The 24,701-nt window shown below is 44.4% G+C and carries 25 protein-coding genes; 12 read left to right on the top strand and 13 right to left on the bottom strand.

Features of this window, described 5'->3' with window-relative positions:
* Positions 1-72 precede the first annotated feature (72 nt).
* Positions 73-1,872 carry a RelA/SpoT family protein gene (locus H9I35_RS08855; protein ID WP_187419055.1) on the top strand — a complete coding sequence of 600 codons (1,800 nt, stop codon included), beginning with the start codon at positions 73-75 and terminating at the stop codon, positions 1,870-1,872.
* A gap of 12 nt (positions 1,873-1,884) precedes the next feature.
* Entirely contained in the window at positions 1,885-2,841 is a 957-nt protein-coding gene (locus H9I35_RS08850) for an Abi family protein (protein ID WP_187419054.1), read from the top strand.
* 171 nt (positions 2,842-3,012) lie between these two features.
* Here H9I35_RS08850 and H9I35_RS08845 read toward each other — a convergent pair whose 3' ends face one another.
* The 7 genes from H9I35_RS08845 to H9I35_RS08815 all read right to left on the bottom strand — a co-directional run bounded on the left by H9I35_RS08845 (position 3,013) and on the right by H9I35_RS08815 (position 9,171).
* Positions 3,013-3,684, bottom strand: coding sequence for a hypothetical protein (locus H9I35_RS08845; protein ID WP_187419053.1), 672 nt, complete (start codon positions 3,682-3,684; stop codon positions 3,013-3,015).
* 3 nt (positions 3,685-3,687) lie between these two features.
* On the bottom strand, positions 3,688-4,902 hold the full coding sequence (locus H9I35_RS08840) for a hypothetical protein (protein WP_187419052.1): 1,215 nt from the start codon (positions 4,900-4,902) through the stop codon (positions 3,688-3,690).
* A gap of 2 nt (positions 4,903-4,904) precedes the next feature.
* The gene (locus H9I35_RS08835) at positions 4,905-5,792 is read right to left on the bottom strand and encodes a zinc ribbon domain-containing protein (RefSeq protein WP_187419051.1); all 888 of its coding nucleotides are present in this window, start codon (positions 5,790-5,792) and stop codon (positions 4,905-4,907) included.
* A gap of 25 nt (positions 5,793-5,817) precedes the next feature.
* Positions 5,818-6,696: a zinc-ribbon domain-containing protein gene (locus tag H9I35_RS08830; protein WP_187419050.1), complete on the bottom strand. Its 879-nt coding sequence runs from the start codon at positions 6,694-6,696 to the stop codon at positions 5,818-5,820.
* A 32-nt stretch (positions 6,697-6,728) separates the two neighbouring features.
* Positions 6,729-7,751, bottom strand: coding sequence for a BspA family leucine-rich repeat surface protein (locus H9I35_RS08825; protein WP_187419049.1), 1,023 nt, complete (start codon positions 7,749-7,751; stop codon positions 6,729-6,731).
* Positions 7,752-7,815: 64 nt separating this feature from the next.
* Positions 7,816-8,802 carry a helix-turn-helix transcriptional regulator gene (locus tag H9I35_RS08820; protein ID WP_187419048.1) on the bottom strand — a complete coding sequence of 329 codons (987 nt, stop codon included), beginning with the start codon at positions 8,800-8,802 and terminating at the stop codon, positions 7,816-7,818.
* Between the two features lie 159 nt (positions 8,803-8,961).
* On the bottom strand, positions 8,962-9,171 hold the full coding sequence (locus H9I35_RS08815) for a hypothetical protein (protein ID WP_187419047.1): 210 nt from the start codon (positions 9,169-9,171) through the stop codon (positions 8,962-8,964).
* Positions 9,172-9,387: 216 nt separating this feature from the next.
* Between H9I35_RS08815 and H9I35_RS08810 the strand changes: the two genes are divergently transcribed.
* Positions 9,388-10,179 carry a hypothetical protein gene (locus tag H9I35_RS08810; protein ID WP_187419046.1) on the top strand — a complete coding sequence of 264 codons (792 nt, stop codon included), beginning with the start codon at positions 9,388-9,390 and terminating at the stop codon, positions 10,177-10,179.
* 64 nt (positions 10,180-10,243) lie between these two features.
* On the opposite strand, the gene rnhA is transcribed toward H9I35_RS08810, so the two are convergent.
* From rnhA to gdhA, 3 genes are all read right to left on the bottom strand, one after another.
* Positions 10,244-10,714, bottom strand: a complete 471-nt coding sequence (gene rnhA / locus H9I35_RS08805) for a ribonuclease HI (RefSeq protein ID WP_187419045.1) — start codon at positions 10,712-10,714, stop codon at positions 10,244-10,246.
* Between the two features lie 29 nt (positions 10,715-10,743).
* A complete protein-coding gene (locus H9I35_RS08800) occupies positions 10,744-11,877 on the bottom strand; it encodes a tyrosine-protein phosphatase (RefSeq protein WP_187419044.1) in 1,134 nt (377 codons plus the stop codon).
* Positions 11,878-11,980: 103 nt separating this feature from the next.
* The gene (gene gdhA / locus H9I35_RS08795; protein WP_187419043.1) at positions 11,981-13,327 is read right to left on the bottom strand and encodes an NADP-specific glutamate dehydrogenase; all 1,347 of its coding nucleotides are present in this window, start codon (positions 13,325-13,327) and stop codon (positions 11,981-11,983) included.
* Positions 13,328-13,415: 88 nt separating this feature from the next.
* Here gdhA and H9I35_RS08790 point away from each other — a divergent pair, with 88 nt between their 5' ends.
* The 4 genes from H9I35_RS08790 to H9I35_RS08775 all read left to right on the top strand — a co-directional run bounded on the left by H9I35_RS08790 (position 13,416) and on the right by H9I35_RS08775 (position 17,913).
* Entirely contained in the window at positions 13,416-13,964 is a 549-nt protein-coding gene (locus H9I35_RS08790) for a histidine phosphatase family protein (RefSeq protein WP_187419042.1), read from the top strand.
* Between the two features lie 188 nt (positions 13,965-14,152).
* Positions 14,153-15,040 carry a M15 family metallopeptidase gene (locus tag H9I35_RS08785; protein WP_187419041.1) on the top strand — a complete coding sequence of 296 codons (888 nt, stop codon included), beginning with the start codon at positions 14,153-14,155 and terminating at the stop codon, positions 15,038-15,040.
* A complete protein-coding gene (locus H9I35_RS08780) occupies positions 15,037-16,653 on the top strand; it encodes an NAD(P)/FAD-dependent oxidoreductase (protein WP_187419040.1) in 1,617 nt (538 codons plus the stop codon). The genes H9I35_RS08785 and H9I35_RS08780 overlap by 4 nt, the downstream gene beginning before the upstream one ends.
* 147 nt (positions 16,654-16,800) lie before the next feature.
* Positions 16,801-17,913: an ABC transporter ATP-binding protein gene (locus H9I35_RS08775; RefSeq protein ID WP_187419039.1), complete on the top strand. Its 1,113-nt coding sequence runs from the start codon at positions 16,801-16,803 to the stop codon at positions 17,911-17,913.
* A 48-nt stretch (positions 17,914-17,961) separates the two neighbouring features.
* On the opposite strand, the gene H9I35_RS08770 is transcribed toward H9I35_RS08775, so the two are convergent.
* From H9I35_RS08770 to H9I35_RS08760, 3 genes are read right to left on the bottom strand one after another with little or no spacing between them, the layout of a single operon-like run.
* Positions 17,962-19,407, bottom strand: a complete 1,446-nt coding sequence (locus tag H9I35_RS08770; protein ID WP_187419038.1) for a TrkH family potassium uptake protein — start codon at positions 19,405-19,407, stop codon at positions 17,962-17,964.
* Positions 19,408-19,418: 11 nt separating this feature from the next.
* The gene (locus tag H9I35_RS08765; RefSeq protein WP_187419037.1) at positions 19,419-20,864 is read right to left on the bottom strand and encodes an NAD-binding protein; all 1,446 of its coding nucleotides are present in this window, start codon (positions 20,862-20,864) and stop codon (positions 19,419-19,421) included.
* A 54-nt stretch (positions 20,865-20,918) separates the two neighbouring features.
* Complete coding sequence (locus H9I35_RS08760; protein ID WP_187419036.1) at positions 20,919-21,548, bottom strand: ECF transporter S component; 630 nt, start codon at positions 21,546-21,548, stop codon at positions 20,919-20,921.
* 165 nt (positions 21,549-21,713) lie between these two features.
* Here H9I35_RS08760 and H9I35_RS08755 point away from each other — a divergent pair, with 165 nt between their 5' ends.
* From H9I35_RS08755 to H9I35_RS08735, 5 genes are all read left to right on the top strand, one after another.
* A complete protein-coding gene (locus H9I35_RS08755) occupies positions 21,714-21,968 on the top strand; it encodes a DUF6364 family protein (protein WP_187419035.1) in 255 nt (84 codons plus the stop codon).
* Entirely contained in the window at positions 21,965-22,381 is a 417-nt protein-coding gene (locus H9I35_RS08750) for a PIN domain-containing protein (protein WP_187419034.1), read from the top strand. The genes H9I35_RS08755 and H9I35_RS08750 overlap by 4 nt, the downstream gene beginning before the upstream one ends.
* Before the next feature lie 14 nt (positions 22,382-22,395).
* Complete coding sequence (locus H9I35_RS08745) at positions 22,396-23,511, top strand: DNA adenine methylase (RefSeq protein ID WP_187419033.1); 1,116 nt, start codon at positions 22,396-22,398, stop codon at positions 23,509-23,511.
* Positions 23,512-23,540: 29 nt separating this feature from the next.
* On the top strand, positions 23,541-24,131 hold the full coding sequence (locus tag H9I35_RS08740; RefSeq protein WP_187419032.1) for a uracil-DNA glycosylase family protein: 591 nt from the start codon (positions 23,541-23,543) through the stop codon (positions 24,129-24,131).
* A 125-nt stretch (positions 24,132-24,256) separates the two neighbouring features.
* A complete protein-coding gene (locus H9I35_RS08735; protein WP_187419031.1) occupies positions 24,257-24,685 on the top strand; it encodes a hypothetical protein in 429 nt (142 codons plus the stop codon).
* Positions 24,686-24,701: the final 16 nt, after the last annotated feature.

Here is a 24,701-nt window from a genome sequence, read left to right as displayed (position 1 = left end):
AATCGCGCGGAATGTACCGATACTCTTACCGCGATGCTTGCGTCAAGACCTGCGATTTGATACGATGACGCGATGAGTAGGATCGTCACCGTCAAAGCCGATATACGCGATACAGCCGCACTGCTCGGCGAGTTTTTCGGCGCCTTCGATTTTTATTCGGACGAAGACAAACGAAAAATCGAAGCGGCATGGAATCTGCTCTGCGAAAAATCGCGCGGCAAAAACCGATCCGACGGCTCTCCCTACTGTCTGCATCCGCTCCGCATCGCATACATCCTCGCACAAAACAAAATGGATTCCGAATCGATATGCGCGGCGCTGCTCCACACGATATACGATTTCGACGTCACAAAAGACGATATCCGCAAATTGTTCGACGAAAACACATCCCGTCTCATAGACGGTACGACGAAGATCATGCACATGCCCGTCGGACATTCGACGATACAGCAGGCGGATGCGGTACGCAAAATGCTCTTCGCGATGGTGGACGACGTGCGCATCATCCTTATTAAAATCGCGGATAAACTCGATCAAATACGCTGCATCGATACGCTTCCCGATGCGACACAGCGCGCGCTCGCCGCAGAGATAATCGACATTTGGGCACCGCTTGCGGACAGGCTCGGCATGCAGGAAGAAAAAAACGAATTCGAAGATTTGAGTTTAAAGTACACGAATCCCGACGTGTTTTTGCAGATCAAAGCGATCGTCGCGCAAAAAAAAGACGAGCGGAACGCCTACCTCGAAAAAGCCGTGGAACAAATCCGTTCGGCTGCACAAAAGGCTGGCATCCGCATCGCTATCACGAGCCGCGCAAAACATTTTTATTCGATTTATCAAAAAATGCGAAAGCGCAACGTGTCGCCCGACAAACTCTACGATCTGCTCGCGCTCCGCATCATCTGCGACGAAAACCCGGAATGCTACACGATCGTCGGCATCGTGCACAATCTTTGGAAGCCGCTCGACGGGCGATTTAAAGATTATATTGCTATGCCGAAAGCGAACGGCTACCGCTCGCTGCATACGACCGTCATGTGCGACGGGAAACCGCTCGAAATACAGATACGCACAAAAGCGATGGACGAAGCGGCCGAGCACGGTATCGCGAGCCACTGGCTGTACAAAAAAGGAAAGAGCCGCGATTTTGTCGACATCGAACACCTCGGTATCTTCAACGAACTGCGCGAACTTCGCGACGGTCACGTTTCCGATGAAAATTTTTTCAGCGCACTGAAAAGCGATCTGCTCGGCGATGAAATCTACGTGTTTACGCCGAAGGGACAAGTCGTACAGCTCCCCGCCGGCTCGAACGCGATCGACTTCGCATACCGCATCCATTCGGCTATCGGCGAAAAAATCGTCGGCGCAAAAGCGGACGGAAAAATCATACCGCTCGTCGAGCCGCTGCAAAACACACAGATCATCGAAATCCTCACGAACCCGCAGGCGCATCCGACGGCATCTCAGCTCGCGGCGGTAAAAACCGCAAAAGCGCGGCAAAAGATCCACGCGTGGCTCACCGCACACGATCCGACCTTTGCCGACAAAGCGAAAACGGAAACGGCACAAAGCGCGAACACGACAACCTCCCGTGAAATTCAGGAAACGAGGCGGCACAAAAAGGGAACAGGAGCGCGCACCGACACAGTGCAGGGAACGGGCAAAATACGCATCGGAAGTTCGACGAATTTTTTCGTCACCTTCGCGCAGTGCTGCAAACCGAAATACCCCGATGCGATCGTCGGCTATATATCGCGGAACAGAGGTATCACCGTGCACCGCGCCGACTGCCTGACCTACCGGCGCATTCAGGACATCGAACACCGCTCCATCGAAATCGACTGGGATATCGAAAACAAAAAATAGGAGAAATTAATAATGTCCAAGAATTCTTACTCACATTTAAAATCAAAAAAACTTACCGTTCCTGAAATCATTGACTATTGTAAAACGAATCTCGGTTTAACTTTTAATTTAATAAGTGAAGAAGATGCAAAAAGTTTCCTTCAAAAACACAATTATTTTTTTCGTTTAAAACAATACGCCGAAACCTGTAACGAGCGGACAAAAAGCGGAAAATACATCGGTTTGGATTTCGGACATTTGGTCGAGCTTTCGACCGTCGATATGTTTTTCAGAAAACTTATCCTCAAAATGACCATTGATTTGGAACATTACCTGAAGGTAAAACTTGTCAATGAATGTCAGAACAATCCTGCGGATGACGGATACGAAGTTGTAGATAAATTCCTGGAATCGCATGAAAAAATAAAGGCGACCCTCACATCAGGAGCGAGGCTCGCAGGCTACAGCGGACTCGATTTTGACAAATATATTGAAGTGCCTACTGTTTGGAATTTTGTTGAAATGATCGGCTTTTATGATTTTATTAATTTTTATATTTTTTATTACGATTTTTTTAGAATCAAATGTGACTATGCCAAACACTTCGATTCGGTCAGAAGATTGCGAAATGCAGCGGCGCACAATATCTGTATGCTGTGTTCTTTTAAGAGCGTACAAAGTTTCAAATACGACTTGGACACAAGTTTCGAACTTTTGCGGGGCAATATCGGTATCGGCAACGGTGTCATTTCAAGCTGCATGAAAGTCCCTCTTCTTAACGATTTTGCAGTTATGTTATCGGTGTATACAAAACTGATAACGTCGCCGAAAATCAAGGAGTTTACATTAAAAGAAATATCCGAATTTTTTGACGGTCGTATGATTCATCGAAAACAGTATTTTGAGTCAAATACGGAAATAAAAAACGCTTATCGGTTCGCCCGAAAAGTTTTGGAGTATTATTCGGGAGGGGAAGCTGAAAATTTATGATAGGATCAAACCGCCCGTTTGCCGGGTGGTTATAATTTGTGTTTGACTTTTATTTGTCAAATTCCAAAGGTTCTATTGCAGGAACTTTAGATAACACTTTTTTAAGTTTTTGCTTTGAAGCTCTCTGCTCTTTGTTCTAAATATTTTGGAGTTTCAAAAGAAGCTATTTTTTCAGCTACAGCGGAAACATGGTATTTCCTTGAATTCATAATCTAATTTGCAGTCTTTCAATTCACAGTGAGGAATATCCTGTGGTTTATAATTATAAGATTTACCTAAAAGCACAGAAAACATTCCTATTACAAAATCACAATTATCTTCAAAAATTTTATCTGATAAAATTTCATTGAATAAATTTATACACTCTATAAACTGAGCCTCGACCATTTCTTTTTGCTCATAGCTTACGATAGATTTAAAATCTTTTGAGATTTTTAATTTTTGATAAAAGCAAAGAAGATAAATAATATGATCGTGTATTATTCGGGGATGAACAACAATTTTATTATTATAAAAATCAGTTAATAATGCATAAAGACCTTCATTTATATTTTCTATAACTTTGGAGAAATAATTTTTCGACATATATGACATTTCTTCATTTTGTTTTGGGAAATTAATTCCTTTATAGTTATAGAGAATTCGGGTTGAAATAAGACTATTAATTTTCCAATTCAATAAATTTAATTGATTTTCTAAGCTTATATAATCATTCTTAATTTGAAAAACAGCATTAGACATTTGGTTAATATCCGACAAAAATTTATTACCAAGTTTTATTTGCTTTACAAAACGTCCTTTATCATTTCGACAAAGAATTATAGACTCGAACTCTTCTATCATATACTACATATCTCCCTGAACCATTTTATCAAAGTTATTCAAAATAAATTCTTGTTTCAAATCACTTATAAATTTATAATCGTTTATAAGTCGATACAAAGTAACGAGCAATCCGCCAATATCCAGTTTTCGGAGACTTCTTCTAACAAGTTCTTCATTCCCGGCGGCGATTCCAATACCGGCAGCGATTCCAACAGCGAGAACATTACTTGCAGAGGCAATTACATTTGAATAGGTAACCACCCGCCTTGTTCGAACTTCATACAATTTTGGATCGCCGTCTCTCTCAGCATTGAAAGTCATGCGATGGATCATTACAACAAGCATATTAATTGCTGAAGCCAAAGCTACCTGTTTTCCGACTGTTAAAATATTAGCCATATCTATTCCATAATCGGCGAGTCCTGAAGCAAGTTTCGGATCATAGGTTGAAACAATTGGAAAAGGCAAACTGTGTTTTGTATTTACATCAGAAGCCAAATGAACTCCTTCTTTGACTAAAGATGTACCTATGATTATTTTCCCTTTTAAATTCTCATGGAGTAATTTATTAAATGTATATGAAAGCACTTTACCTGTATCGGCATGTAATTTTAAAAAATCTCCGCCGCCTGTTCCGGTTTTTGAAGATATATGAAATGATTGCATATTCCAGCCGGTAAGCGTACTTGTAGCAATGTTTGCAGTACCGAATATCCAACCTAAAATGGGATCATGCCCTATAGCACCTGCCCTATGCCTGAGTTTTCCTGTACCGGAAAAAGGATTTAAATCTTCAAATTGCTTACTTCCTTTTGTAGTATCAAATGGAACAGGATGTAAAACGATTTCTTCTAAAGTCGGATTATACAATTTATGATGTCTGACTTCAAATCCGGCTTCTTTCCGAGCCTTTAAATCATGAGGGTCGAACTTTTTTTTGCCCAAAGTCTTGTCAGCGGCTTTTTGGTCATCCATACGGATTTTAAAATCCGTAAGAATATACTGCCGTACACATTGCAATGCCGTAGCAAAAAATAAAAAGCCTATATCTTTTCCACGTAACTTAGTTTGTAATTCAAATTCTTCATCGAGATTCTTGATATTCTGCTCAGCGTTGTGAGCAACATCAGCGACTCTAAGAAGTTCTTTAGGTACTTCACTAACTCCAGCTATTGTATTTTCTCTTTCTGTACTTAATGCACTTCTCTTTGCCTTTAATTCATCAAGTCTAGACATAATCATCCCCGCAACTGTTTTAATTGCTTTACAATTTTCTTTTCGTTTTCTAAACGCTCAGAATATTCAGTTAAAGAAGATTCTCTAACTAACGCTTCAAGTTCTTCAATTACTTTTTCGTATTCATCAAGTAATTGCTCATATTCTGTCGTTTCATGTCTGAAATCTTTCTCTTTTTTTAAGAATTTTTCCGCTTCACTCCTAAGTTTTAATTCATATTGCCTTGAACAGCGTTCATAACCGCTTATTTGACCATCACGATAAGCTTTTCTGTTTTTGGTTCCATGAACGCCTTTTGTTGCCCCTGTTGGAGATTTCACTGTATATGAAGTATCATTTTCTTTATCTATAGCAATTATCTTTTCTAATAGTTCCTTTAATTTTCGTGCGTCATATATAGCAACATCTTTGTGCTTCATTTTATTCGTTTCTTTATCATGAAAATAAACACGTAATTCTTCTGAATCGCCAATAAGAATTTCTAACTCGATATCAGAATATTTGAAAAAATATGACTGTGAAAAAGGAGTTTCTTTTACGTAAAAGCCCGAAAGCATGAATAATAAACCGTCTTTATATGAATCGCCTAGAATTGATTTACTACAAGCGCATATAAAATCACATATAGAAAGGTTTTTATCAAAGTTTAAAATTTGAGCTTTTTGCTTTTCTGTTATTGATTTATATGATACAAAATCCAAGTAATCGGATACATCAATACTACTATAATTTTTTAAAACTAATTTTGAAATAGCTTTTTTCTTCATAGTTTCATCAACTTCAACTCTTTTTCCACACTTTGAGCAATATCTTTGATTTGGATTTAATTTCTCTCCACAGCTACTACATTCTAATAACTTATTCGCTTGTTTATTAATAAAAAACTCCATAATATATTCCTCTTACAACTTAAATCTAGAATTCAGGAAGATCTATTTTCTCTAAATTTTCACAGTCTTTAAACATACTTACAACCATATTCAAATAATCTTCATCAAGATCTTCATTTTCCAAAAGTATTTTTTCAACTGCTTCATACGAATTATCTAGTACCTCTACGAAATTTTGAAGAACAAGGTAAAGATATTTTGAAGTTTTATCGTCTAAATTTGGGAACTTGATACTTGATAAGTTTTCACACCCTTTAAACATATACCAAAAATTATCAACATTTTCCATGTTAAAATTCGACAAATCAAGACTTTTAAGTCCTTTACAACCTTCAAACATCCTACTCATATCAATAACTTTTGAGGTATCAAAGTTCTCAAGAACAATCTTTTTTAACTTCCAACCACAATCACCGAATAAACTGCGTGAATTTTCATTTGCATATATTTGAGCAGATGAACAAATATATAAGCGTACTTTTTCTTCTCCATTCTCCTTTAAAAGATTTGCATAAACTTTTAATAGTGAAAGATTTTTTCCTTTTGCAATTTTATCTGGTTCAAAAGCATCATTAATATTTGTAGTCTGCCACATTTCCGAACCTGAATTAAGATTTTTTGGTTCACTATATAAGAAATATATTTCTTCACACTCGCTAATTGGAAATTCACTAGGAGGAAGAATTACAATTCTATTTGCTTCCTCTTCAGTAACTGAATTATTTTGAACAACATTATTTGTTTTCGAAGAAAGATTAAAACCACAATTTGAGCAAAACTTTACATTGCGGTTTATCTTTGCCCCACAATTAGGACAGGACGAAATTTGCACTAATTTTTTTCCACATTCAATACAAAACTTAGCTTTGCTATTATTCTCAGTACCACAATTAGTACATTTCATATTTTTTCTCCTCGCAAAAAACATACTTACTTTTATAATCCAAATAGACCTGATAAAGAAAATCCACCTTTTATTCTTTTTTTATCAGGTTTTTGATACCAAGAAACCGTATTTCCATATGGACATTCACCCCGAACTTCTTTTTCAAACATATAATCAATATTTGCATTTTCCGATATATTATTGGGTAAAATCAAATTAATAAGATTTTTACAATCTACGAACATTGAGCGCATATCAACTTTTGAATAATCTCCGCTATCTACATATTTTTTAATCGTAAAATTCGATAAATCAAGATTATTTAGACTGCAACATTGTTGAAACATACCACTCATGTTTTTAACTTTATGAGTGTCAAAGCTTGACAAATCCAATGATGCTAGATATTCGCAACCTGAAAACATATCACTCATATCGGTAACGTTTTGTGTATTAAAATTTGATAAATCAATATAGTTTAGAGAGCCACAACTAAACATACGATTCATATTTATTACTTTAGAAGTATTAAAGTTTTCAAAATCGATTGAACGCATATCAAGGAAATCAGAGAACATCCAACTAGAATCTTTATTTGCGTAAATTTCTGCTGGCGAACAAATAAAAAGTTCGAAAACTTTTTTACCCGTATATATATAAGCTTTCAATAATGATTCATCAGAAAGCTCTTTTTCTTTTCCATCCATAAAATCCGAAGGTTCTAAAACTCTCCAATTAGGATCATTTGCATTATAATTTGTAGGAATTTCAGATACAAAATGTACTATTTCTGCATCGGATACTCCTGATAAACAGTTACCAGATGGAAGTATTATTTTCCCCCGGGATTTTCCTTGTGGCAAATTTCCTTCTAAAATATTTGAATCTAAATTTTTATTTCGCATTGTCATCGAAGAAAAATTATAGCCGCATTCAAGACAAAACTTTTCTTCGTCTTTTAGTTTTGCACCACACTCCGGACAAAATTTTGGAACCGATATTAATTTGTTTCCACATTCTTCACAAAACTTTGCACCATCATTATTTTTATGCCTACAACTTGGACACCTCATAGAATCCTCCCTTTTACTAATATCTTAACATACGCACTACGACAAATAATGTCATAGTTAATATCTATTTATAAAATTTAATAATTTCTTTCGCCTCTTCCAAAATCTTTACCTTCAGCTCTTTCGGCCCCAACACCTTCACCGTACTCCCCTGTCCGAGCACCCAACGTTTTACTTCCGGAAGCTGGGTTGTTTCAAAACTTACCCGTACGCTTCCGTCCTTATTTTGCTTCAGCTGTTGGTTGGAATGCCATGTTCTGTCTATTGCGAACGTTCCGATTTCCTTTGAAATTAAAAGTTCCACCGTATACTTTTGCTTTGCGCTGAGCCAAACGCCGATCTCTTTGTCAAAGTAATCTTCCGGTTTAAAAGTGTCCGGTATTTTAAAAGAGTCCTTTGTTATGCGTACATCTTTCATCCGGCTGTAACTGAAGACTCTGACATCGCCTTTGTCATGGCAAAAACCGATGATGTACCAGTTTCCTTTTTGACAGACTGCATGATACGGATCCAGCAGTCGAGGCATATACGAAAGTTTTTGAAGCGGGCGATATTCAAACTCCAGTGTTTTATGCCCCTTAAGAGCCTCAAAAACTTTGGGGAAAACTTCCGGCTCAATTTTCGGTCCCTGATCGGGAATAAATGTCGTGCGATTTTCAAGAAACGAAGAATCTATTGTGATTTCATCGGGCATGCCTGCAATGATTTTTCTGAATACGTTTCTGAGGTCATTTTCCAGTGGCGTGTTCCGGTACTGTTCCAAAAGCCGGTCAAAAAGAGCGACAGAAAAAAGTTCTCCTTCCGTCATCTGTACGGTTTTTATAAAAAAGTTCGGCTCACTGTAACGGTAGGAACGCGTTTCCCGATCGTATACGATCGGCGCATTGTTAAAGTCACGCATGAATTCGATATCACGCTGGATCGTTCTGGCGGAAACTCCTTCGCACCGTTTAACGAGAGACGCCAATGTAACCTTTTTACCCGAACGCAATGCTTCATCGATACGAAGAATGCGTCTTGATTTTACTTTTTCTTCTCGACCTTTTTTCATAGTCAGTCATAACCGATTATCACGTTTTGAGCATCGCAGTTTCAACGACACTCAATGTGAATTTATCTTCTATTATACCCCCCCCTGAAAAAATGCAAGCTTTTTTTTGGGTGAGGTTTTTACGTGATACGATACGAAATTAAGACAAATAAAAGCCGACTAGCATAGATGAATGCCTTTCTTTTTTGTAAAAAGCCCGATAATATCTTTGCATATTTCCTTTTGTTTATCGTAATGATGCTTTGCTTCATCTTTTATTTTATCTTTGATTTTTTTAAGCTCGGGTTTTGTTTCCGCATAACTCGAAAACGCCATACAAGCCGCCGAAATCAAAGTGCCGATTAACATACCGCCGAATAATTTTTTCATAACAAATCTCCTTGACATCGATGTCATTGCATACAGCGATATTTTACCATAGGCAGTACGACATGAAATGTCGTCGTAAAAAATAATTAAAATTTCAGTAAAAATTTTATCGTATTTTTTACGTGTTTGGGGTTTCTGAAAAAGTTCTCAGGGGATATATACACAACGCGCTTTTTATGCTATAGCTACGGAAATACCAATTACATCGAGGCTCTTATGAAAAAAATACAATTCCATATCATCGCATTGCCGTTCGTGCTGGTCGGTACTCTCGCATGCGTTTCGTGCAAGTCGGCCGAGCCGATTTCAGCGGATTCCTATGCCGCACATTCTTCCGGCACGGAGATAAAGCGGCAGGAAAAGGACGACGCCCCTCGCAGCATCGTACGTCCGAAAAACGGCAACGCGTTTACGAATTTTTTTACCGGCGGACAACAGGATATCGAAATCGACATGACGCGCGTATTCCAAAAAACCGCATTCGGCACGCTGAAAGAAGAAGATGCACTGTGCATTTACAATATCGAAACGGGGCTTGCGGGTTTTGCCGCATGGTACCGCGGCGGTATGTACCACGTACTGCTCGGCAAAGCCGGACGCGCTTTATTTCAGGAAGCCGTCAATCGATATCTCGACGATTTCGAAAATAAACGGCTCGACAGAAAAGGCAATCGGACGAAGATCTACGGAGAATATCCGGTTTCACTGCAATGGGGATCCTTTGCAACGATAATCAACAACCGTGCACAGTCCCGCGTACAATTCGGATACGAATTCAAAAACGGGTCCCCTTACTTTTTGCTTTCCGTGCCGTCGGCTGAAAACGAAGAATACAATTCCGGCCGATCGAAAATCGAAGCGTCCGCTACGCTGAGATTTTACTTTACCAAAGCGATGACTTCGCAGATGATGAACGCGCTCACCGAGGAAAAAATAGAGGCGGCGATCGAGCCGTATATGCAGCGTGTCCAAAGCAAGGACAAAAAACCGGCGCATGACGAATATTGAACGGGGAAAATCTCCCGAAATATTCTGAAATTAATAATTATCAATCAACGATCGCCGGCAAAGATCAATCTTTTTGCCGGCGGATTTCTTTTTGGCACAGCTCGTCGCACAGTTCGTTGTATTTGATCCCCGCATGTCCTTTTACCCACGACCATGAGATATCCAGCGATGCGGAAAGGGCGTCGAGTCTTTCCCACAAATCGCGGTTTAAAACGTTTTTTTTCGCCGCAGTGCGCCAGCCGTTTTTTTTCCACGAGCGGATCCACGTTGTAATACCGTTTTTGACATATTGGCTGTCGCAAAAAATGTGCACTGCCCGTCCGCCGTACTGAGGTTTTTGTACGACGGCGGAAAGCGCTTCGATGGCCGCAGTGAGTTCCATGCGGTTGTTCGTCGTCGATTTTTCTCCGCCGCTCAGCGCTTCTTCTTTTTCGCCATCGATGATGACGCAGGCCCAGCCGCCCGGCCCGGGATTTCCGCTGCATCCTCCGTCGGTATAGACGACGAGTGTTCCGTTTTTGAAAGGTTCTGTCATAACAAATCGCTTTTTATTAAAAAAATATTTCAGCGGAGACGTTGTATAAGCGCTTCGATTTCCGCATCGGTCATACCGTTAGCCGAAAGATATGCACGCGCGCCTTTTGCAGGCGGCAAGCTTCCGACGATCGCTTTATACATCGGCTCGAAATTCGCCTTTGCGATAACGTTGTATTTATAGCTGCCTTTTTCCACGTGATAAAAATCGACGTAGCTTTGCATGTAATCGCGCATCGCTTCTTCTTTGCTTGCGCCCATGAGCAATTCGATCAAAATCATGATAAAGCCGGTGCGGTCTTTTCCTTCGTTGCAATGCAGGTAATACGGTCCTCCGCGGCCGATCATAAAACGCAAGCCCCCGATGATACCGGCGGCAAATATATCGCTCGTAAAATCCATATTCATACTGAGGCACACAACGCTGCCCGCTTTATCGAGAGATGCGTAATATGCCGAGTATTGAGGATTCGACGGGTCGAGGTAGGACGTGAGTTCGTTTCGGGAATCGGACATATCGACGACCGTTTTGATTTTCGCCTTTTCCATAAGCATCGATACAAAGGGTGCGCGAGCCCAGCCTTTTTTTAAGGGATGGCTTCCGCGGTATAAAATATTTTTCCCGATCGAGCCGAGCGACACGCTTCTGAAATTGGCAAAAGATTCATCCGACGCATAGTCGCTCCGCTTATCGGTTCTGGAAAGGGCGCGAAGCGCGTACTGTTCGCGATAGCCCGCTTTTTGTTTCATCGAAACGGTGAGTGCGGATCCGACTCCGACGTTTGCCGTTACGTTCAGCTTTCCGTAATTGATGCACGCGGCGATAAATCCTCCGGCGTGATTCGTGCGTACGAGAAAGGCGCCCTTATCGACATCGTAGTTTGCGACGACGGGCGCGCTGAAGGTATAGCCGTTATCGAAACGTACGGTTACGATATCGCCGTGTTCATAGCCCGCTTTTTGCATATCGGCAAATGCGATATCGGTAACGGCGTGTCCGTATTTTTCTATCGCCGTCACTTTTCCGCGAAACGTCCGCCATTCGGGCGCTTTCGCCTGCGCTTCGGGAGTCTGCTCTTTTGCAGATGCTTTCGGAGCGGACGCACAGCCTGCAATCAACAGTGCCGCAGCAAAAATCGAAAGTACAAAACGAACGCATTTCATAAATTCCTCCGTCCGCCGACAAAGGCGGGATCAGAATAAATGCCGGCCCATCCTTTTCGGACAAACCGGCTCTCATATATCTCGCCTCACAACTGCAAAGCTGTTATACCAATCCCTGCGCGATCATCGCGCGGGCGACTTTGACGAATCCCGCGATATTCGCACCTGCGACATAATCGCCTTTTACACCGAACTCCTTCGCCGTATCGTATGCGTTGTCGTGGATGTTCGTCATGATCCGCTTCAGCTTCGCATCGACTTCTTCCGCAGTCCACGAAAGGTGTCCGCTGTTTTGACTCATCTCAAGACCTGAAACGGAAACACCGCCCGCATTCGAAGCTTTGCCGGGCGCAAAGAGCACCTTCGCATTTTGAAACTTCACCGTCGCATCGAGCGTACTCGGCATATTCGCACCTTCGGCGACAAGCCGGACGCCGTTTTTAATAAGCATATCGGCATCTTTTCCGACCAATTCGTTTTGCGTCGCACAAGGAAATACACAATCGACTTTTACCGACCACGGTTTCGCGTTCGCGGTAAACTTCGCTTCGGGGAATTTTTTTACGTATTCGGAAATACCTTTATGTGCGGCGCGGAATTTTTTTACGTAATCGAGTTTTTTTTGCGTAATGCCCTGTGCATCGAAAATGAATCCCGTGTGATCGCTGAGTGTCACGGGTTTCGCTCCGAGCTGGATCAATTTTTCCACAGCGTACTGCGCGACGTTTCCGTCGCCCGAAACCGAACACGTTTTGCCGGTAAAGTCTTCGCCGATTTTTTTCAGCATACACTCCGCAAAATAGATGAGCCCGTAGCCCGTAGCTTCCGTGCGGATGAGAGAGCCGCCGAAGTCCAGTCCTTTGCCGGTGAGCACGCCGGAAAACGTATTCGTAATGCGCTTGTACTGTCCGAACATAAACGCGACTTCTCTCGCGCCCACCCCCTTGTCGCCTGCAGGCACGTCGGTATCGGGGCCTATGTGACGGTACAATTCAGTCACGAAAGATTGACAAAAGCGCATCACTTCCGCGTCCGATTTTCCGTGCGGATCGAAATCGCTTCCGCCCTTGCCTCCGCCCATCGGAAGCGTCGTCAAACTGTTTTTGAGCGTCTGCTCGAAACCCAAAAATTTCAAAACCGAAAGATTCACTTCGGGGCTGAAGCGCAAGCCCCCCTTGTACGGACCGATCGCGCTGTTGAACTGCACGCGATATCCGCGGTTGATATGCGGCACACCCTTGTCGTCCGTCCACGGCACGCGGAACATGACGGTGCGTTCCGGCTCTACGAAACGCTCGAGGACCGCATTGCGCTCAAGTTCTTTTTGCATCTTTGCGACGGCAGGTTCTATCGTGGTTAAAACTTCCTGAACCGCTTGGAGGAATTCGCTCTGGTCGGCATTTTTCAGCTGAACGTCTTCCCAAATCCGTTTGACGTATGCGTTTTTCATTTTTCTTCTACCTTCTTATCCGGTCGAGTTCATTGAAACCGAATAAATAATAGTAGCGCAAATCGCCGTTTTTGGGTAGTATGTGGCTATGACGCTCTACGTTACCCGGCACGGTGAAACCGAATGGAATGCAAAACACATCATCTCGGGTCTTGCCGAAGTCCCGCTTGCGGAAAAAGGCAGGCTGCAAGCAGCTTCTCTCGCCGCCCGACTTGCCGAACATCAAAACGATTATCGCATCAAACACATTCTCGTCTCGCCTCTCGGCCGCGCACGGGAAACCGCATCGTATATCGAAAAGGCGCTCGGTATCGATGCCGTCGTCGAAGAACGGTTGCACGAAATCGATTTCGGCGCATTCGAACACACGAGCACACAGGGTGCGGAATTCCTTGCGATAAAGGCGAACCCGTATAAACGCTTTCCCGGAGGCGAATCGCTGCTCTATGCCGCTTACCGCGTTTACGGAGCGATCGAAGAAGGGCGTGCGCGCTTCGCGCCCGACAATATACTCTTCGTGTGTCACGGCATGGTTTCGTCGCTTATCAGCACGTATTTTCAGGATTACGAAACCATCGAAGAATTCACGAACAGCGGCTTTGAAAACTGCGGCTTACAGGCCTACGAATTCAAGTGATGAAGCGCATGCGGGTTGTATCGTACGCATATTGTTTCGGGCGGCTTTTTGCGGCCGCGCCGCAAAAACCGGGCTTTTCGGGGTTCCGCCTTCCGGCTCCATTCCTTCGGAACTTCCGCCCCTCCAATCCCTGCCGCACGTCTCCCGCACCGAATTAATAATTATTAAATTATACATGAGGATATACGATGAAAAAACAAACGATACTGTTGACTTCGGCGCCGATATGTGCGGCGGCACTTGCTCTGCTGTTTTTCGTCTTCGGACGGGACGATACCGGAAAAACCGCCGCTGCAAAAACCGTGTCTTTAACAAAAACGCAAAGCGCGCCTGCCGTACGGAAGACTGCGGAAGAAGTACAGCGGGAACAAGACGAATCCCGCGTCCGATCCGTAATTTCGAATATGAGCGCACGTGCGCAGGAAACGATAGTTATAAACGATTACGGTGAATTTATCGCGGATTTAAAAGCGGTACTCGATGAGGATTCGCAAAATCCGAAAGACGATCTTTCACTTTTGACCCTCGTGGACAAAACGCATCCTCTTCCCGACGGCTACGCCCCTGCCCGCCTCATCCCGCTCGTCAAAAACGACGCGTTCAACATTATCCGAAACGATCTTTCTCTGAGACCGGAAGCCTACGAAGCGCTCGTCGTTATGGGACGAGAAGCAAAAAAAGACGGCGTTACCCTGCTCGTAAGCTCAACATACCGCTCCTATGAATACCAAAAAAAAGTATTCGAGCGGTGGGTGCAGATCGACGGACTTGCGGAAGCCGAGAGAGAAAGTTCTCGAGCGGGCACAAGCCAGCACCAGACGGGTCTCGTCATCGACTTCGGTTCCATCGACAATACTTTTGCAAATACCCGTGCGGGCGCGTGGATGCGAAATCACGCGGAAAACTACGGCTGGAGTTTGAGCTTTCCCGACGGCTATGAAGATGCTACGGGTTACCGCTGGGAAAGCTGGCATTTCCGCTACATCGGAAAAATCGCATGCGCGTTTCAAAAAAAATACTTCGGCGACATCCAACAGTTTACGCTCGAATTCATCGACGCGTGGAAATCTTTATGATTTCGGACATCACGCTCATCGTACGCCCCGAAGACGAGCACGATGAAAATTTATTAAAAAACAAAGCGGTGGAAGCGCTTTCGAAAAAAAACTGCAACATCCGCCCCGAAGATATACGGCTCATAGTCGCAAAGCGTTCGATCGACGCGAGGCACGGCCGCATACGGATATGCCTGCGCTGTAAAGCGTACATCGGAGAAGCACCCGACGAGCAATCGGCAAAGCAGATACCGACCTGGCAGCCTGCCGACGGCGCAAATCGCGTCGTCATCGTAGGATCCGGTCCCGCGGGCTTGTTCGGCGCACTCCGCTTGCTCGAAGACGGCATCACGCCGATAATCGTCGAACGGGGCGAATATACGGACGCGCGCAAAAAAACGATAGCTGAGATCAGCACAAAAGGATCGGTCGACGGCGACAGCAATTACTGTTTCGGAGAAGGGGGCGCCGGCGCGTTCAGCGACGGAAAACTTTACACGAGAAGTACGAAGCGCGGAAACGCAGGCCGTATACTTTCCCTGTTCCGTTTTTTCGGAGCGTCGGAATCAATCCTCACCGACGCGCACCCGCATATCGGTACGGACAAACTTCCGAAAATCGTAAACGCGATGCGCGAAAAAATCATTTCACTCGGAGGCGAATTTCACAGCTGCACAAAGTGCGTCGACTTTCTCTCCGAAACCGAAAACGGCAAAAAACGTATCACGGGAATCGCCGTAGAGCATACGAAAACGAAAGAGCGGCGTACGATCGAAGCGGACGCGGTGCTGCTTGCATCGGGACATTCGGCAAACGACATATACGCCCTCGTCGCACGCTTCGCTCCGGAAGCGCTCGAAGCGAAAACCTTCGCGGCCGGCGTACGCGTCGAACACCCGCGCGAACTCATCGATGCGATTCAATTTCACGGAAAAAATTTTCAATCCGCAGAATACCGCCTCACGACGCAAGTTTCGGAGCGAGGCGTGTATTCTTTTTGCATGTGCCCCGGAGGCTTTGTCGTACCGTCGGCGACGAACGGCGATCAGATCGTCGTAAACGGCATGTCGTCGAGCAAACGCAATTCGAAGTGGTCGAACGCGGCAATCGTCGTCGAAATACGGCCAGAAGACATCCCACAGGAATTTATTAAAAAAGCAGGCGACTGTCCCGCCCTTGCAGGCTTATACTGGCGAGCGCATATCGAACGCGAAGCGAAGCTGCACGGAAAAGGACAGGCGGCTCCCGCTCAGCGCATGAAAGACTTTCTTTCTCACCGCAAAAGCGAGTCGCTTCCTCCGACGAGTTTTACGCCCGGTGTCGTCTCAAGCAGACTTGACGAATGGCTTCCTCCCCACATCAAAACGAGACTCGAAAAAGCGTTCGGCGATTTTAATAAAACGATGCGAGGCTTTATTTCACCGGATGCGCTCCTCATCGCCGTCGAAACGCGCACATCGACTCCCGTGCGCATACTGCGAAATAAGGAAACGGGCGAATGCATTTCCGTCGCGCGCCTTTATCCCGCAGGCGAAGGATCCGGTTATTCCGGCGGCATCGTGTCGTCGGCCATGGACGGAGAGAGAGAAGCCGCTCTCATCGCCGAGAAAATCATCGGTAAGCATAATCGATAATCGGTAAACGAACGATTGACAACGCGATTTTTCTGATTTATACTGAAATATAATCCATATAAAAATACAGGCGCAGCGGCTTTATGCATCTGTTTTATATAAACGGGTGCGTGTTTGCATCGCATAAAAAAAATTGGAGGTTACTATATGCCGCGGATAGAATTGCATGATGTTTCAAAACGCTGGGGCGATTTCGTCGGTGTCAATCATCTCAATATGGTTATCGAAGACAGAGAATTCATCACATTGCTCGGGCCGTCCGGCTGCGGAAAGACGACGACACTGCGCATGATCGCAGGGCTTGAAACGCCGACGGAAGGTAAAATCACCATCGGAGATACGGTCGTTTTCGATTCGGAAAAAGGCATCAACGTTTCGCCCGACAAACGCGATATCGGCTTTTTATTTCAAAACTACGCTTTGTGGCCGCACATGACCGTGTATAAAAATATCGCCTTCGGTCTTGAAAATTTAAAATGGCCGAAAAGCAAAATCGAAGAGCGCGTACGGGAAGTTTTAAAGACTTTAAAAATCGAAGAATTCAAAGACCGCTATCCGGCCGAATTGTCGGGCGGTCAGCAGCAGCGCGTCGCGATCGCGCGGACGCTCGCGCCGAAACCGAAAGTGCTTTTTATGGACGAGCCGCTTTCAAACCTCGACGCGAAACTGCGCAGCGAAATGCGCACGGAATTGAAGCGTCTGCATTCGGACACGAACTCGACTTTCGTCTACGTTACTCACGACCAGCTCGAAGCTATGACGCTTGCGACGCGCATCTGTTTAATTGAAAAGGGCGATCTGCAGCAGTATGATCCGCCGCTCGTCGTTTACAACCGTCCGGCGAATTTGTTCGTCGCGGATTTTATCGGAAACCCGACGATGAATTTCGTTCCGGCAAAAGCGAAGCAGACGGCATCAAACGAACTCTCGGTAAAATTCTTCGGCATCGATGCGGTCTTCGCCTGCGAAAAAGACATACAGCTTAAAAAAGAAGACGTTATCATCGGTATCCGTCCGGAATTTCTTCCGATCAGGGACAGCGGTGCAATCGAAGGGCTTGCGTATTCGACGCTTCCGTCGGGTATGGAAACGATCGTCAAAATCAATCTCAAGGGCGATATTTTATCTTCCGTCGTGTTCGGTTCGATCGACTATGCGGTCGATAAACCGATACGCTTCGACATCGTCGGCGACGATATTATCATTTTCGACGCCGAAACGAAAAAGAATATCTGCCTCGGCTCCGTTAAAGTTAAATAATAATTATTAATTATTAAACCGACCGGAGCGCGATTTTGCGTTCCGGTTTTATTTTTTCCAAAACGCGGGCAGAAAATACAAAATCATCGTATAAAGCTCGAGCCGTCCGGCGAGCATTGCAAACGAATACCACCATTTGACCGCATCGGGGAGAAAGCCGTAATTGCACGCCGGTCCCAATTTTCCGAAGCCCGGTCCGACGTTTCCGACCATCGAAAGCGCACCCGTCAAAGCGCTGAGCAGATCCAAATCGAAAAGGCAGCCTATCACGGTCGTTATAAACACGAGCACGAAATACAGCGAAATGAACGCGGCAATGTTCGATACCAGATCTTTGCCGGCGACTTTTCCGTTCAACCGAATATTGAATATACCGTGCGGATGCAGCATTTTTTCGGTTTCGTTGTGCAGCTGTTTTGCAAGGACGACCCAGCGCACGACTTTTATACCGCCTCCGGTAGAGCCTGCGCAGCCGCCTAAAAAATAGAGTATAAAAATTAATAATTGTGCAGTCGGCGCCCACGTTGTAAAATCCGCCGTGCCGAATCCCGTCGTCGTCAAAATCGAAGCGACTTGAAACGAACCGTATCTGAGCGCCTGCAAAAACGAACCGTACTGTTTTGTGATAACGAACGCAATACCGAGCGAAGCCGCAATAAAAACGGCAAAATACGCTTTTAATTCCGAGTTATCGCGGATCTCCGAAAATTTTCCGATCACGGCATAGTAGTATAAACTGAAGTTGATTCCCGACAAAAACATAAACACCGTACAGATGACGTCGATCGAAACGGAACCGTATGTGCCGACGCTCGAATTTTTCGTCGAAAAACCGCCGGTACCGAGCGTCGCAAACGCGTGTGAAAGCGCATCGATAAAATCCATACCGGCAAACAAGAGCAGCACCGTTTGCACGAGCGTAAGTGCGGTATAGGAAATCCACAAAATTTTTGCCGTCGTCGTGATTTTCGGCGTCACTTTGCCTTTTTCGGGACCTGTTGTTTCCGCTTTGATGAGCTGAAAACCGCCGACGCCTAGCAGGGGCAAAAGCGCGACGGTGAGCGCGACGATACCCATACCGCCGAGCCAGTGCATTTCGCACCGCCACAGATTGATGCTTCGCGGCAGCGATTCGACTTCGCTCAAAATCGTCGCTCCCGTCGTCGAAAAACCGCTGACGCTTTCGAAAATGGCGTCGGCAAAGTGCGGGATCGCACGGCTGCACCAGAGCGGCAGCGCACCGAATACGCTTCCGGAAATCCACGCAAGTGCGACGATGATGAAAGTACCGCGCGTTGAAAGACGTATTTCCGTTTTTCGCCCGGCGATAAAGATGACGATCGCCGCGATCCAGCTTGCGACCATCGGAACGGCGAAAGAAGCGATGACGACGGTCTCTCCGAGCGCGAGCGCCGTGCCGATCGGAATTAAAAACGAAACGCCGATAAATGCGACAATAATGGATATGATTTTTAAAAATGTTAAAACCGCCATGATCCGCTCCCCTATTTTACGCTGCCGCCGAAAAACGAAACGACATTGCCGTTTTCTTCCGCAACGGTGATAAGGATAACGTGATCGCCCGCATGGAGGCGCGTATCGCCGACGGGTATTTCGTAAACTTGTGAGTCGTATTTTTTGACAAGGAGGATCAAAAATACGCCCGGGTTCGCAATGTCGCGGAGCGTCTTATTGATCGCCTTCGAATCACCGGGAAGAACGCATTCGATGATTTCCAAATCGCCGGTCGTCACGGTGTGAATTTCTTTAACGGATTTTCCGCGCAAATGACTCATAATCGAATCGACGACGGCATCGCGGATCGGGACGGGCACGTCGACGCCGAGCTTCCGCGAAATCGACGAAAAGGCCGAACTCGTGACGAGGCTTATGGATTTTCCGACACCGAGCGATTCGAGGTAGGCCGCAAGCACCATGTTCATTTCGTGATTGTGCGTCGCGCATATCGCCAAATCGAACGATGCAATCCCTTCTTCCTGCAAAAAAGCTTCGTCCGTCGCATCGGCGCAAAAAACCTTTGCCGACGGAAAGCGCTCGGATGCGATTTTAGTCAGCTCTTCATCGCTGTCGATGATGACGAATTTTTGCGGCCGTTTGATAACCTGCTTCGAAAACAAGTTAAAAAGCGATCGCTTTTCTTTCGGCTGAATCAATCGTTCCGCAATGATCGTGCCGATTCTTCCCGCTCCGATAAGAGCGATATTTTTCAATTCTTTTTGCTCGGAACCGCAGAGCGAGAGCAATTCGGGAACGTTTTCTTTGGCAACGATGACGCCGATGCTGTCGCCGGGATTGAGAACCGTATTGCCGCTCGGAAGGGAAGTTTTGCCGTTTTCTTCGACGTACGCGATGAGAAAAGGCTTATCGATGAGCGCGCGGATCGTCTGCAGTTTTTGCCCGACAAGCTTGCTTTCCTTTGCGACCGTCATGCGCGTCAACTCATACGCATTGTTTCCGAAAACCTGCACGTCGCTCACGGCGCCGCTTTCGACCGCTTGAACGACGGCTTCACCGGCTTCCACGTCGGGATGGATCATATAATCGATTCCGTACAGAGGCCGGTGTTTTCCTCCGAACGAATCCGCGTGGCTCTTTTTTGCAGCCGCCGTGTTGACATAGTACGCGTAGTTCCGCACACGCGCGATCTTTACGATGTCGGGATATACCGCGTCGACGAGCGAACAGGTGATCATATTCACTTCGTCGTTTTCCGTAACACATACGAGCGCGTCCGCTTTCGCGATACCCGCTTCTTCGAGTGTTTCCAAGTCGTTACCGTCGGCGAGCATCACCGTACAGTCAAGCCGATTCGAAACGTGACGCACGTTGTTTTCATCGTTGTCGATAATCGCGACGGTATTTTTTTCATTGATCAATAATTTTGCAAGCTGTACGCCGGTAAAACCGGCACCGATAATAACGATCCGCATGAAACCTGTTCCTTATCAATTAATTGAAATTTAATCAAAGCTGATATTCCCGTATTAATTTTTGTCTTCCTGCGACAGTTTCGATTTTTTTCCCGCAGCAACCGTCGCCGATGCGATCACCGCCGCACACACGATCGCAGCGGCGGCAGCTTCGAGCAGCGCGTTCGGGAGCAGTAAAAGCAGCACGGCGACAAAGCCTTTGCCGCCCATCGCACTCATCATCCTGCCGCCCGCAAAAAGATACAGCGCGCCGACGACAAAACACGTATGCACAAGCGTTGAAATAAACGCTGTAAGCGCGGCGGAAAGCGTTTTCGGCAAATGCGGAACGAGCGACAAAAACCGCCATAAAAGCCAAGCGGCTACGGCAAGAAGCGCGCGCGGCAAAACCGAAACGGCGGGATTGATAAAAAGCGGATCGAGCGCACCGGTCGGCGTTATCGCCGCAAGGATCAAACTGAACACGCCGAAAACCGTACCGACGGCGATCCCCGATGCGAGAGCCGACGCGCCTCCCGACAGCATAACGGCGAGCAAAACCGGGATATGCATGATCGTAATCGATGCATTCGGGCCGAGCGGGATCATGCCGAGATGGAGCGGCGGCATGCCGAGGACTACGACAAGAGCACAGAGCGCGCCCGTCAATGCGATTTTTCTGTTTCGCGATACAGTTTTTTCCATACGCTGTATCATAGCAAATTGTTATGCATCTGACAACGCGCGATGAGATGTCAAAATAAAAACACAAAACGGGAAATATCAAAAAATATGTAGTGTAGCGTTCTCTATTATAAAATATATACTTACACGTGTTTATATGTTATACTTATACGTGCGAGGTGATATATGTTGGCAAAACTTACATTGACTATAGATCGATTTGTAATAGAACAAGCAAAGGAATATGCTCAAAAAAAGAATAGGAGCGTTTCCCGAATCGTAGAAGATTATCTTAAAAATATAGCAACCGATCATGAGACGGCTGCTTCATTTTCTACAATGAAATCACCGATAACCGACAGTATTTCCGGTATGTTTTATGACAATGGAAAATCATATAAAGATATGCTCAGTGAAGCATTACAGGACAAATATTTATGATAAAAAAGATCTTTATTGATACCGATATTGTCCTTGATGTTGCATTAGCAAGGGAACCGTTTTTTTCTGCCAGTAAAATCATATTGGCAATGGCGGAAAATAATATTATCATAGGAAATATTTCATCAAATTGTGTTGCCAATATCTATTATATATTGAGAAAATTCGGCGGCGATAATAAGGCACGGAAATTTATACTAAATATAGTTAAGTATATAACCGTAATAACAATCGATCATCAGAATGTATTAGAAGCATTAAAATCAAAATTTTCCGATTTTGAAGATGCGCTGCAATATTCTTCAGCTGTAGAAAACCGGTGCGAATATATAATAACCAGAAATATTGCAGACTATAAAAGTTCAAAAATAAAAGTTCTATTGCCGGAGGAATTTATCCGAATGTTCCAATAAAACACGGTGTTTGTATGAACAACGCAAATTATAAAGAAAACGATGCTTTTCTAACAACGCAAATAATCACGTATCTTGGGAACAAACGTTTATTAATAGGTCATATTGAAAAAGAAGCAAACATAATATCGCAAAAATTGAAAAAAGAAAAAATGATTTGCGTGGATATTTTTTCCGGATCGGGTATTGTTGCACGCATGCTGAAAAAACATTCCGATACGCTGATCGTAAACGATTTGGAAGATTACTCCGCCGTAATAAACAGTTGCTATTTAACAAATAAAAAAGACTATCCCGTAAAAAAATGTTCCGCACTCAGAAGCGAGATTGAAAATCAATGTTTACGCAAAAAATACAGCGGAATAATTTCAAAAAATTACGCGCCTAAAAACGATGATCATATTTTACCGAACGAAAGAGTTTTTTACACACATGAAAATGCCGTGTTGATCGACACGTATAGAAAACTGATCGATGAAATAATTGAAGAAGATACATTAAAAAAATTTTTCTTGGCGCCTTTGATTACCGAAGCTTCCATTCATGTCAATACGAGCGGCGTTTTCAAAGGTTTTTATAAAGATAAAAATACGGGGATCGGCTGCTTCGGAGCTGCCGGTAAAAATGCGCTTTTGAGAATTTTCGGCAAGATAGAATTGAAAGAACCCGTTTTCAGTAATTATGAATCGAAGCTGCGCGTTTATCAAAAAGATGCGGTGCAGCTTTCCGAAGAATTGAAAAATTTGGATATAGCATACCTCGACCCGCCGTATAATCAACATCCGTACGGATCGAATTATTTTATGCTGAATCTTATTTTAAAAAACAAACTCGACGTGGAAATAAGCAAAGTCAGCGGAATAACGCAGGATTGGAATCGTTCCGTATTTAATAAACCGTACGGCGCGTTAAATGCGATGGAAGAAATAATCGCAAATTTGGACAGTAAATTCGTGATCATCTCCTACAATTCGGAAGGCTTTATATCCTTTGATGAAATGCGAACTATGCTGCATAAATACGGAAAATTTAAAACACGGAAAATTCGATACAACGTTTTTCGCGGAAGCAGAAATTTAAAAAACAGAGATATACATGTTTCTGAATATTTATTTATATTAGAAAAATAGACGATATTTATTATCGAGGTTATACGTTTATGCTCCCGCTTCTCTACACACAAATCGACCGCGCTGAAATGAATGCGCCCTTGCGCGCAAAAGGATTCGCTCCCGTCTACACCGCATCGGCAAAGTCGCGCATCGTACTCGTGGGACAGGCGCCCGGACGGATCGCACAGGAAACGCGGAAACCGTGGAACGACGCAAGCGGACGGCTGCTTCGAAAATGGCTCGGCGTAACGGATGAAGAATTTTACGATCCCGATCTGTTTGCGATCATGCCTATGGACTTTTACTATCCGGGAAAAGGTGCGCACGGGGATTTGCCTCCGCGGAAAGACTTTGCAAAAACATGGCATCCGAAGCTTTCGGCGCTTATGCCGAACGTCCGCCTGACGATTTTGGTGGGAGCGTACGCGCAAAAATATTATTTGGGGATGCGGGCGAAGCGAAGCTTAACCGAAACGGTAAAATATTTTAATAATTATCTGCCGGAGTATTTTCCGATCGTGCATCCCTCACCGCTCAATTTCGGCTGGAGAAAGCGCAACCCGTGGTTTGAAAAAGACGCGATTCCGATACTGCAAGAACTCGTACAAAAGGCGATGCGATACACTTGCGAAACTTGATTGCGGAGTTTATAAAATATATAATTCATCGGAATCATTTAAATCGGAAACGAAAGCCGGTGATACAATAAAAATGAAGTTATGGTAGAAAGCTGTTATATTCCGAAAAAAAAGGCGATAAAAACTTGAAACACAAAAAAACTATATACGCCTGCGCAATCGGTATTTCGCTTTCAATAATTTTATTATTTTTCACTTTTACGGAATCGTGGATTCATACTCACGATTATTACGGACTACTGAAGGACACAAGCGATACTGTATATATTCTAAAAAGCGTACTTCCGAAAAACGATTTTCTCGCCGCAGACGGTATTTTATTAAAACTCCCATACGGCTATGCTAAAATACACTCAAACAGTGCGATGGGGTTTTTGCCGTTTACGGATAATGTTTCATGGATACAAGAGTTAAATCGTGCATATAAATTTGTCGATCAGTTCGGATCAAATTATGTATGGCTCGATGAAACGAACAAGAGATTGTTGCTCGTAACTTTAAAGAGAAGCGGATTGATAAATTACCTCATCTTTCATACCAAACCGATCGTGTAATAGGTCGAAGAGCGCG

The organism is Treponema sp. Marseille-Q4132 (assembly GCF_014334835.1).
Lineage (GTDB): Bacteria > Spirochaetota > Spirochaetia > Treponematales > Treponemataceae > Treponema_D > Treponema_D paredis.
Note: the sequence above shows the minus strand (reverse complement) of the source record. Positions and strands in the feature narration are given on the sequence as shown.

Bases quoted from the DNA above. Each gene is read 5' to 3' on its own strand.
- H9I35_RS08855 (WP_187419055.1), top strand. From the start codon at position 73: ATGAGTAGGATCGTCACCGTCAAAGCCGATATACGCGATACAGCCGCA.
- H9I35_RS08850 (WP_187419054.1), top strand. From the start codon at position 1,885: ATGTCCAAGAATTCTTACTCACATTTAAAATCAAAAAAACTTACCGTT.
- H9I35_RS08845 (WP_187419053.1), bottom strand. From the start codon at position 3,684: ATGATAGAAGAGTTCGAGTCTATAATTCTTTGTCGAAATGATAAAGGA.
- H9I35_RS08840 (WP_187419052.1), bottom strand. From the start codon at position 4,902: ATGTCTAGACTTGATGAATTAAAGGCAAAGAGAAGTGCATTAAGTACA.
- H9I35_RS08835 (WP_187419051.1), bottom strand. From the start codon at position 5,792: ATGGAGTTTTTTATTAATAAACAAGCGAATAAGTTATTAGAATGTAGT.
- H9I35_RS08830 (WP_187419050.1), bottom strand. From the start codon at position 6,696: ATGAAATGTACTAATTGTGGTACTGAGAATAATAGCAAAGCTAAGTTT.
- H9I35_RS08825 (WP_187419049.1), bottom strand. From the start codon at position 7,751: ATGAGGTGTCCAAGTTGTAGGCATAAAAATAATGATGGTGCAAAGTTT.
- H9I35_RS08820 (WP_187419048.1), bottom strand. From the start codon at position 8,802: ATGAAAAAAGGTCGAGAAGAAAAAGTAAAATCAAGACGCATTCTTCGT.
- H9I35_RS08815 (WP_187419047.1), bottom strand. From the start codon at position 9,171: ATGAAAAAATTATTCGGCGGTATGTTAATCGGCACTTTGATTTCGGCG.
- H9I35_RS08810 (WP_187419046.1), top strand. From the start codon at position 9,388: ATGAAAAAAATACAATTCCATATCATCGCATTGCCGTTCGTGCTGGTC.
- rnhA (WP_187419045.1), bottom strand. From the start codon at position 10,714: ATGACAGAACCTTTCAAAAACGGAACACTCGTCGTCTATACCGACGGA.
- H9I35_RS08800 (WP_187419044.1), bottom strand. From the start codon at position 11,877: ATGAAATGCGTTCGTTTTGTACTTTCGATTTTTGCTGCGGCACTGTTG.
- gdhA (WP_187419043.1), bottom strand. From the start codon at position 13,327: ATGAAAAACGCATACGTCAAACGGATTTGGGAAGACGTTCAGCTGAAA.
- H9I35_RS08790 (WP_187419042.1), top strand. From the start codon at position 13,416: ATGACGCTCTACGTTACCCGGCACGGTGAAACCGAATGGAATGCAAAA.
- H9I35_RS08785 (WP_187419041.1), top strand. From the start codon at position 14,153: ATGAAAAAACAAACGATACTGTTGACTTCGGCGCCGATATGTGCGGCG.
- H9I35_RS08780 (WP_187419040.1), top strand. From the start codon at position 15,037: ATGATTTCGGACATCACGCTCATCGTACGCCCCGAAGACGAGCACGAT.
- H9I35_RS08775 (WP_187419039.1), top strand. From the start codon at position 16,801: ATGCCGCGGATAGAATTGCATGATGTTTCAAAACGCTGGGGCGATTTC.
- H9I35_RS08770 (WP_187419038.1), bottom strand. From the start codon at position 19,407: ATGGCGGTTTTAACATTTTTAAAAATCATATCCATTATTGTCGCATTT.
- H9I35_RS08765 (WP_187419037.1), bottom strand. From the start codon at position 20,864: ATGCGGATCGTTATTATCGGTGCCGGTTTTACCGGCGTACAGCTTGCA.
- H9I35_RS08760 (WP_187419036.1), bottom strand. From the start codon at position 21,548: ATGGAAAAAACTGTATCGCGAAACAGAAAAATCGCATTGACGGGCGCG.
- H9I35_RS08755 (WP_187419035.1), top strand. From the start codon at position 21,714: ATGTTGGCAAAACTTACATTGACTATAGATCGATTTGTAATAGAACAA.
- H9I35_RS08750 (WP_187419034.1), top strand. From the start codon at position 21,965: ATGATAAAAAAGATCTTTATTGATACCGATATTGTCCTTGATGTTGCA.
- H9I35_RS08745 (WP_187419033.1), top strand. From the start codon at position 22,396: ATGAACAACGCAAATTATAAAGAAAACGATGCTTTTCTAACAACGCAA.
- H9I35_RS08740 (WP_187419032.1), top strand. From the start codon at position 23,541: ATGCTCCCGCTTCTCTACACACAAATCGACCGCGCTGAAATGAATGCG.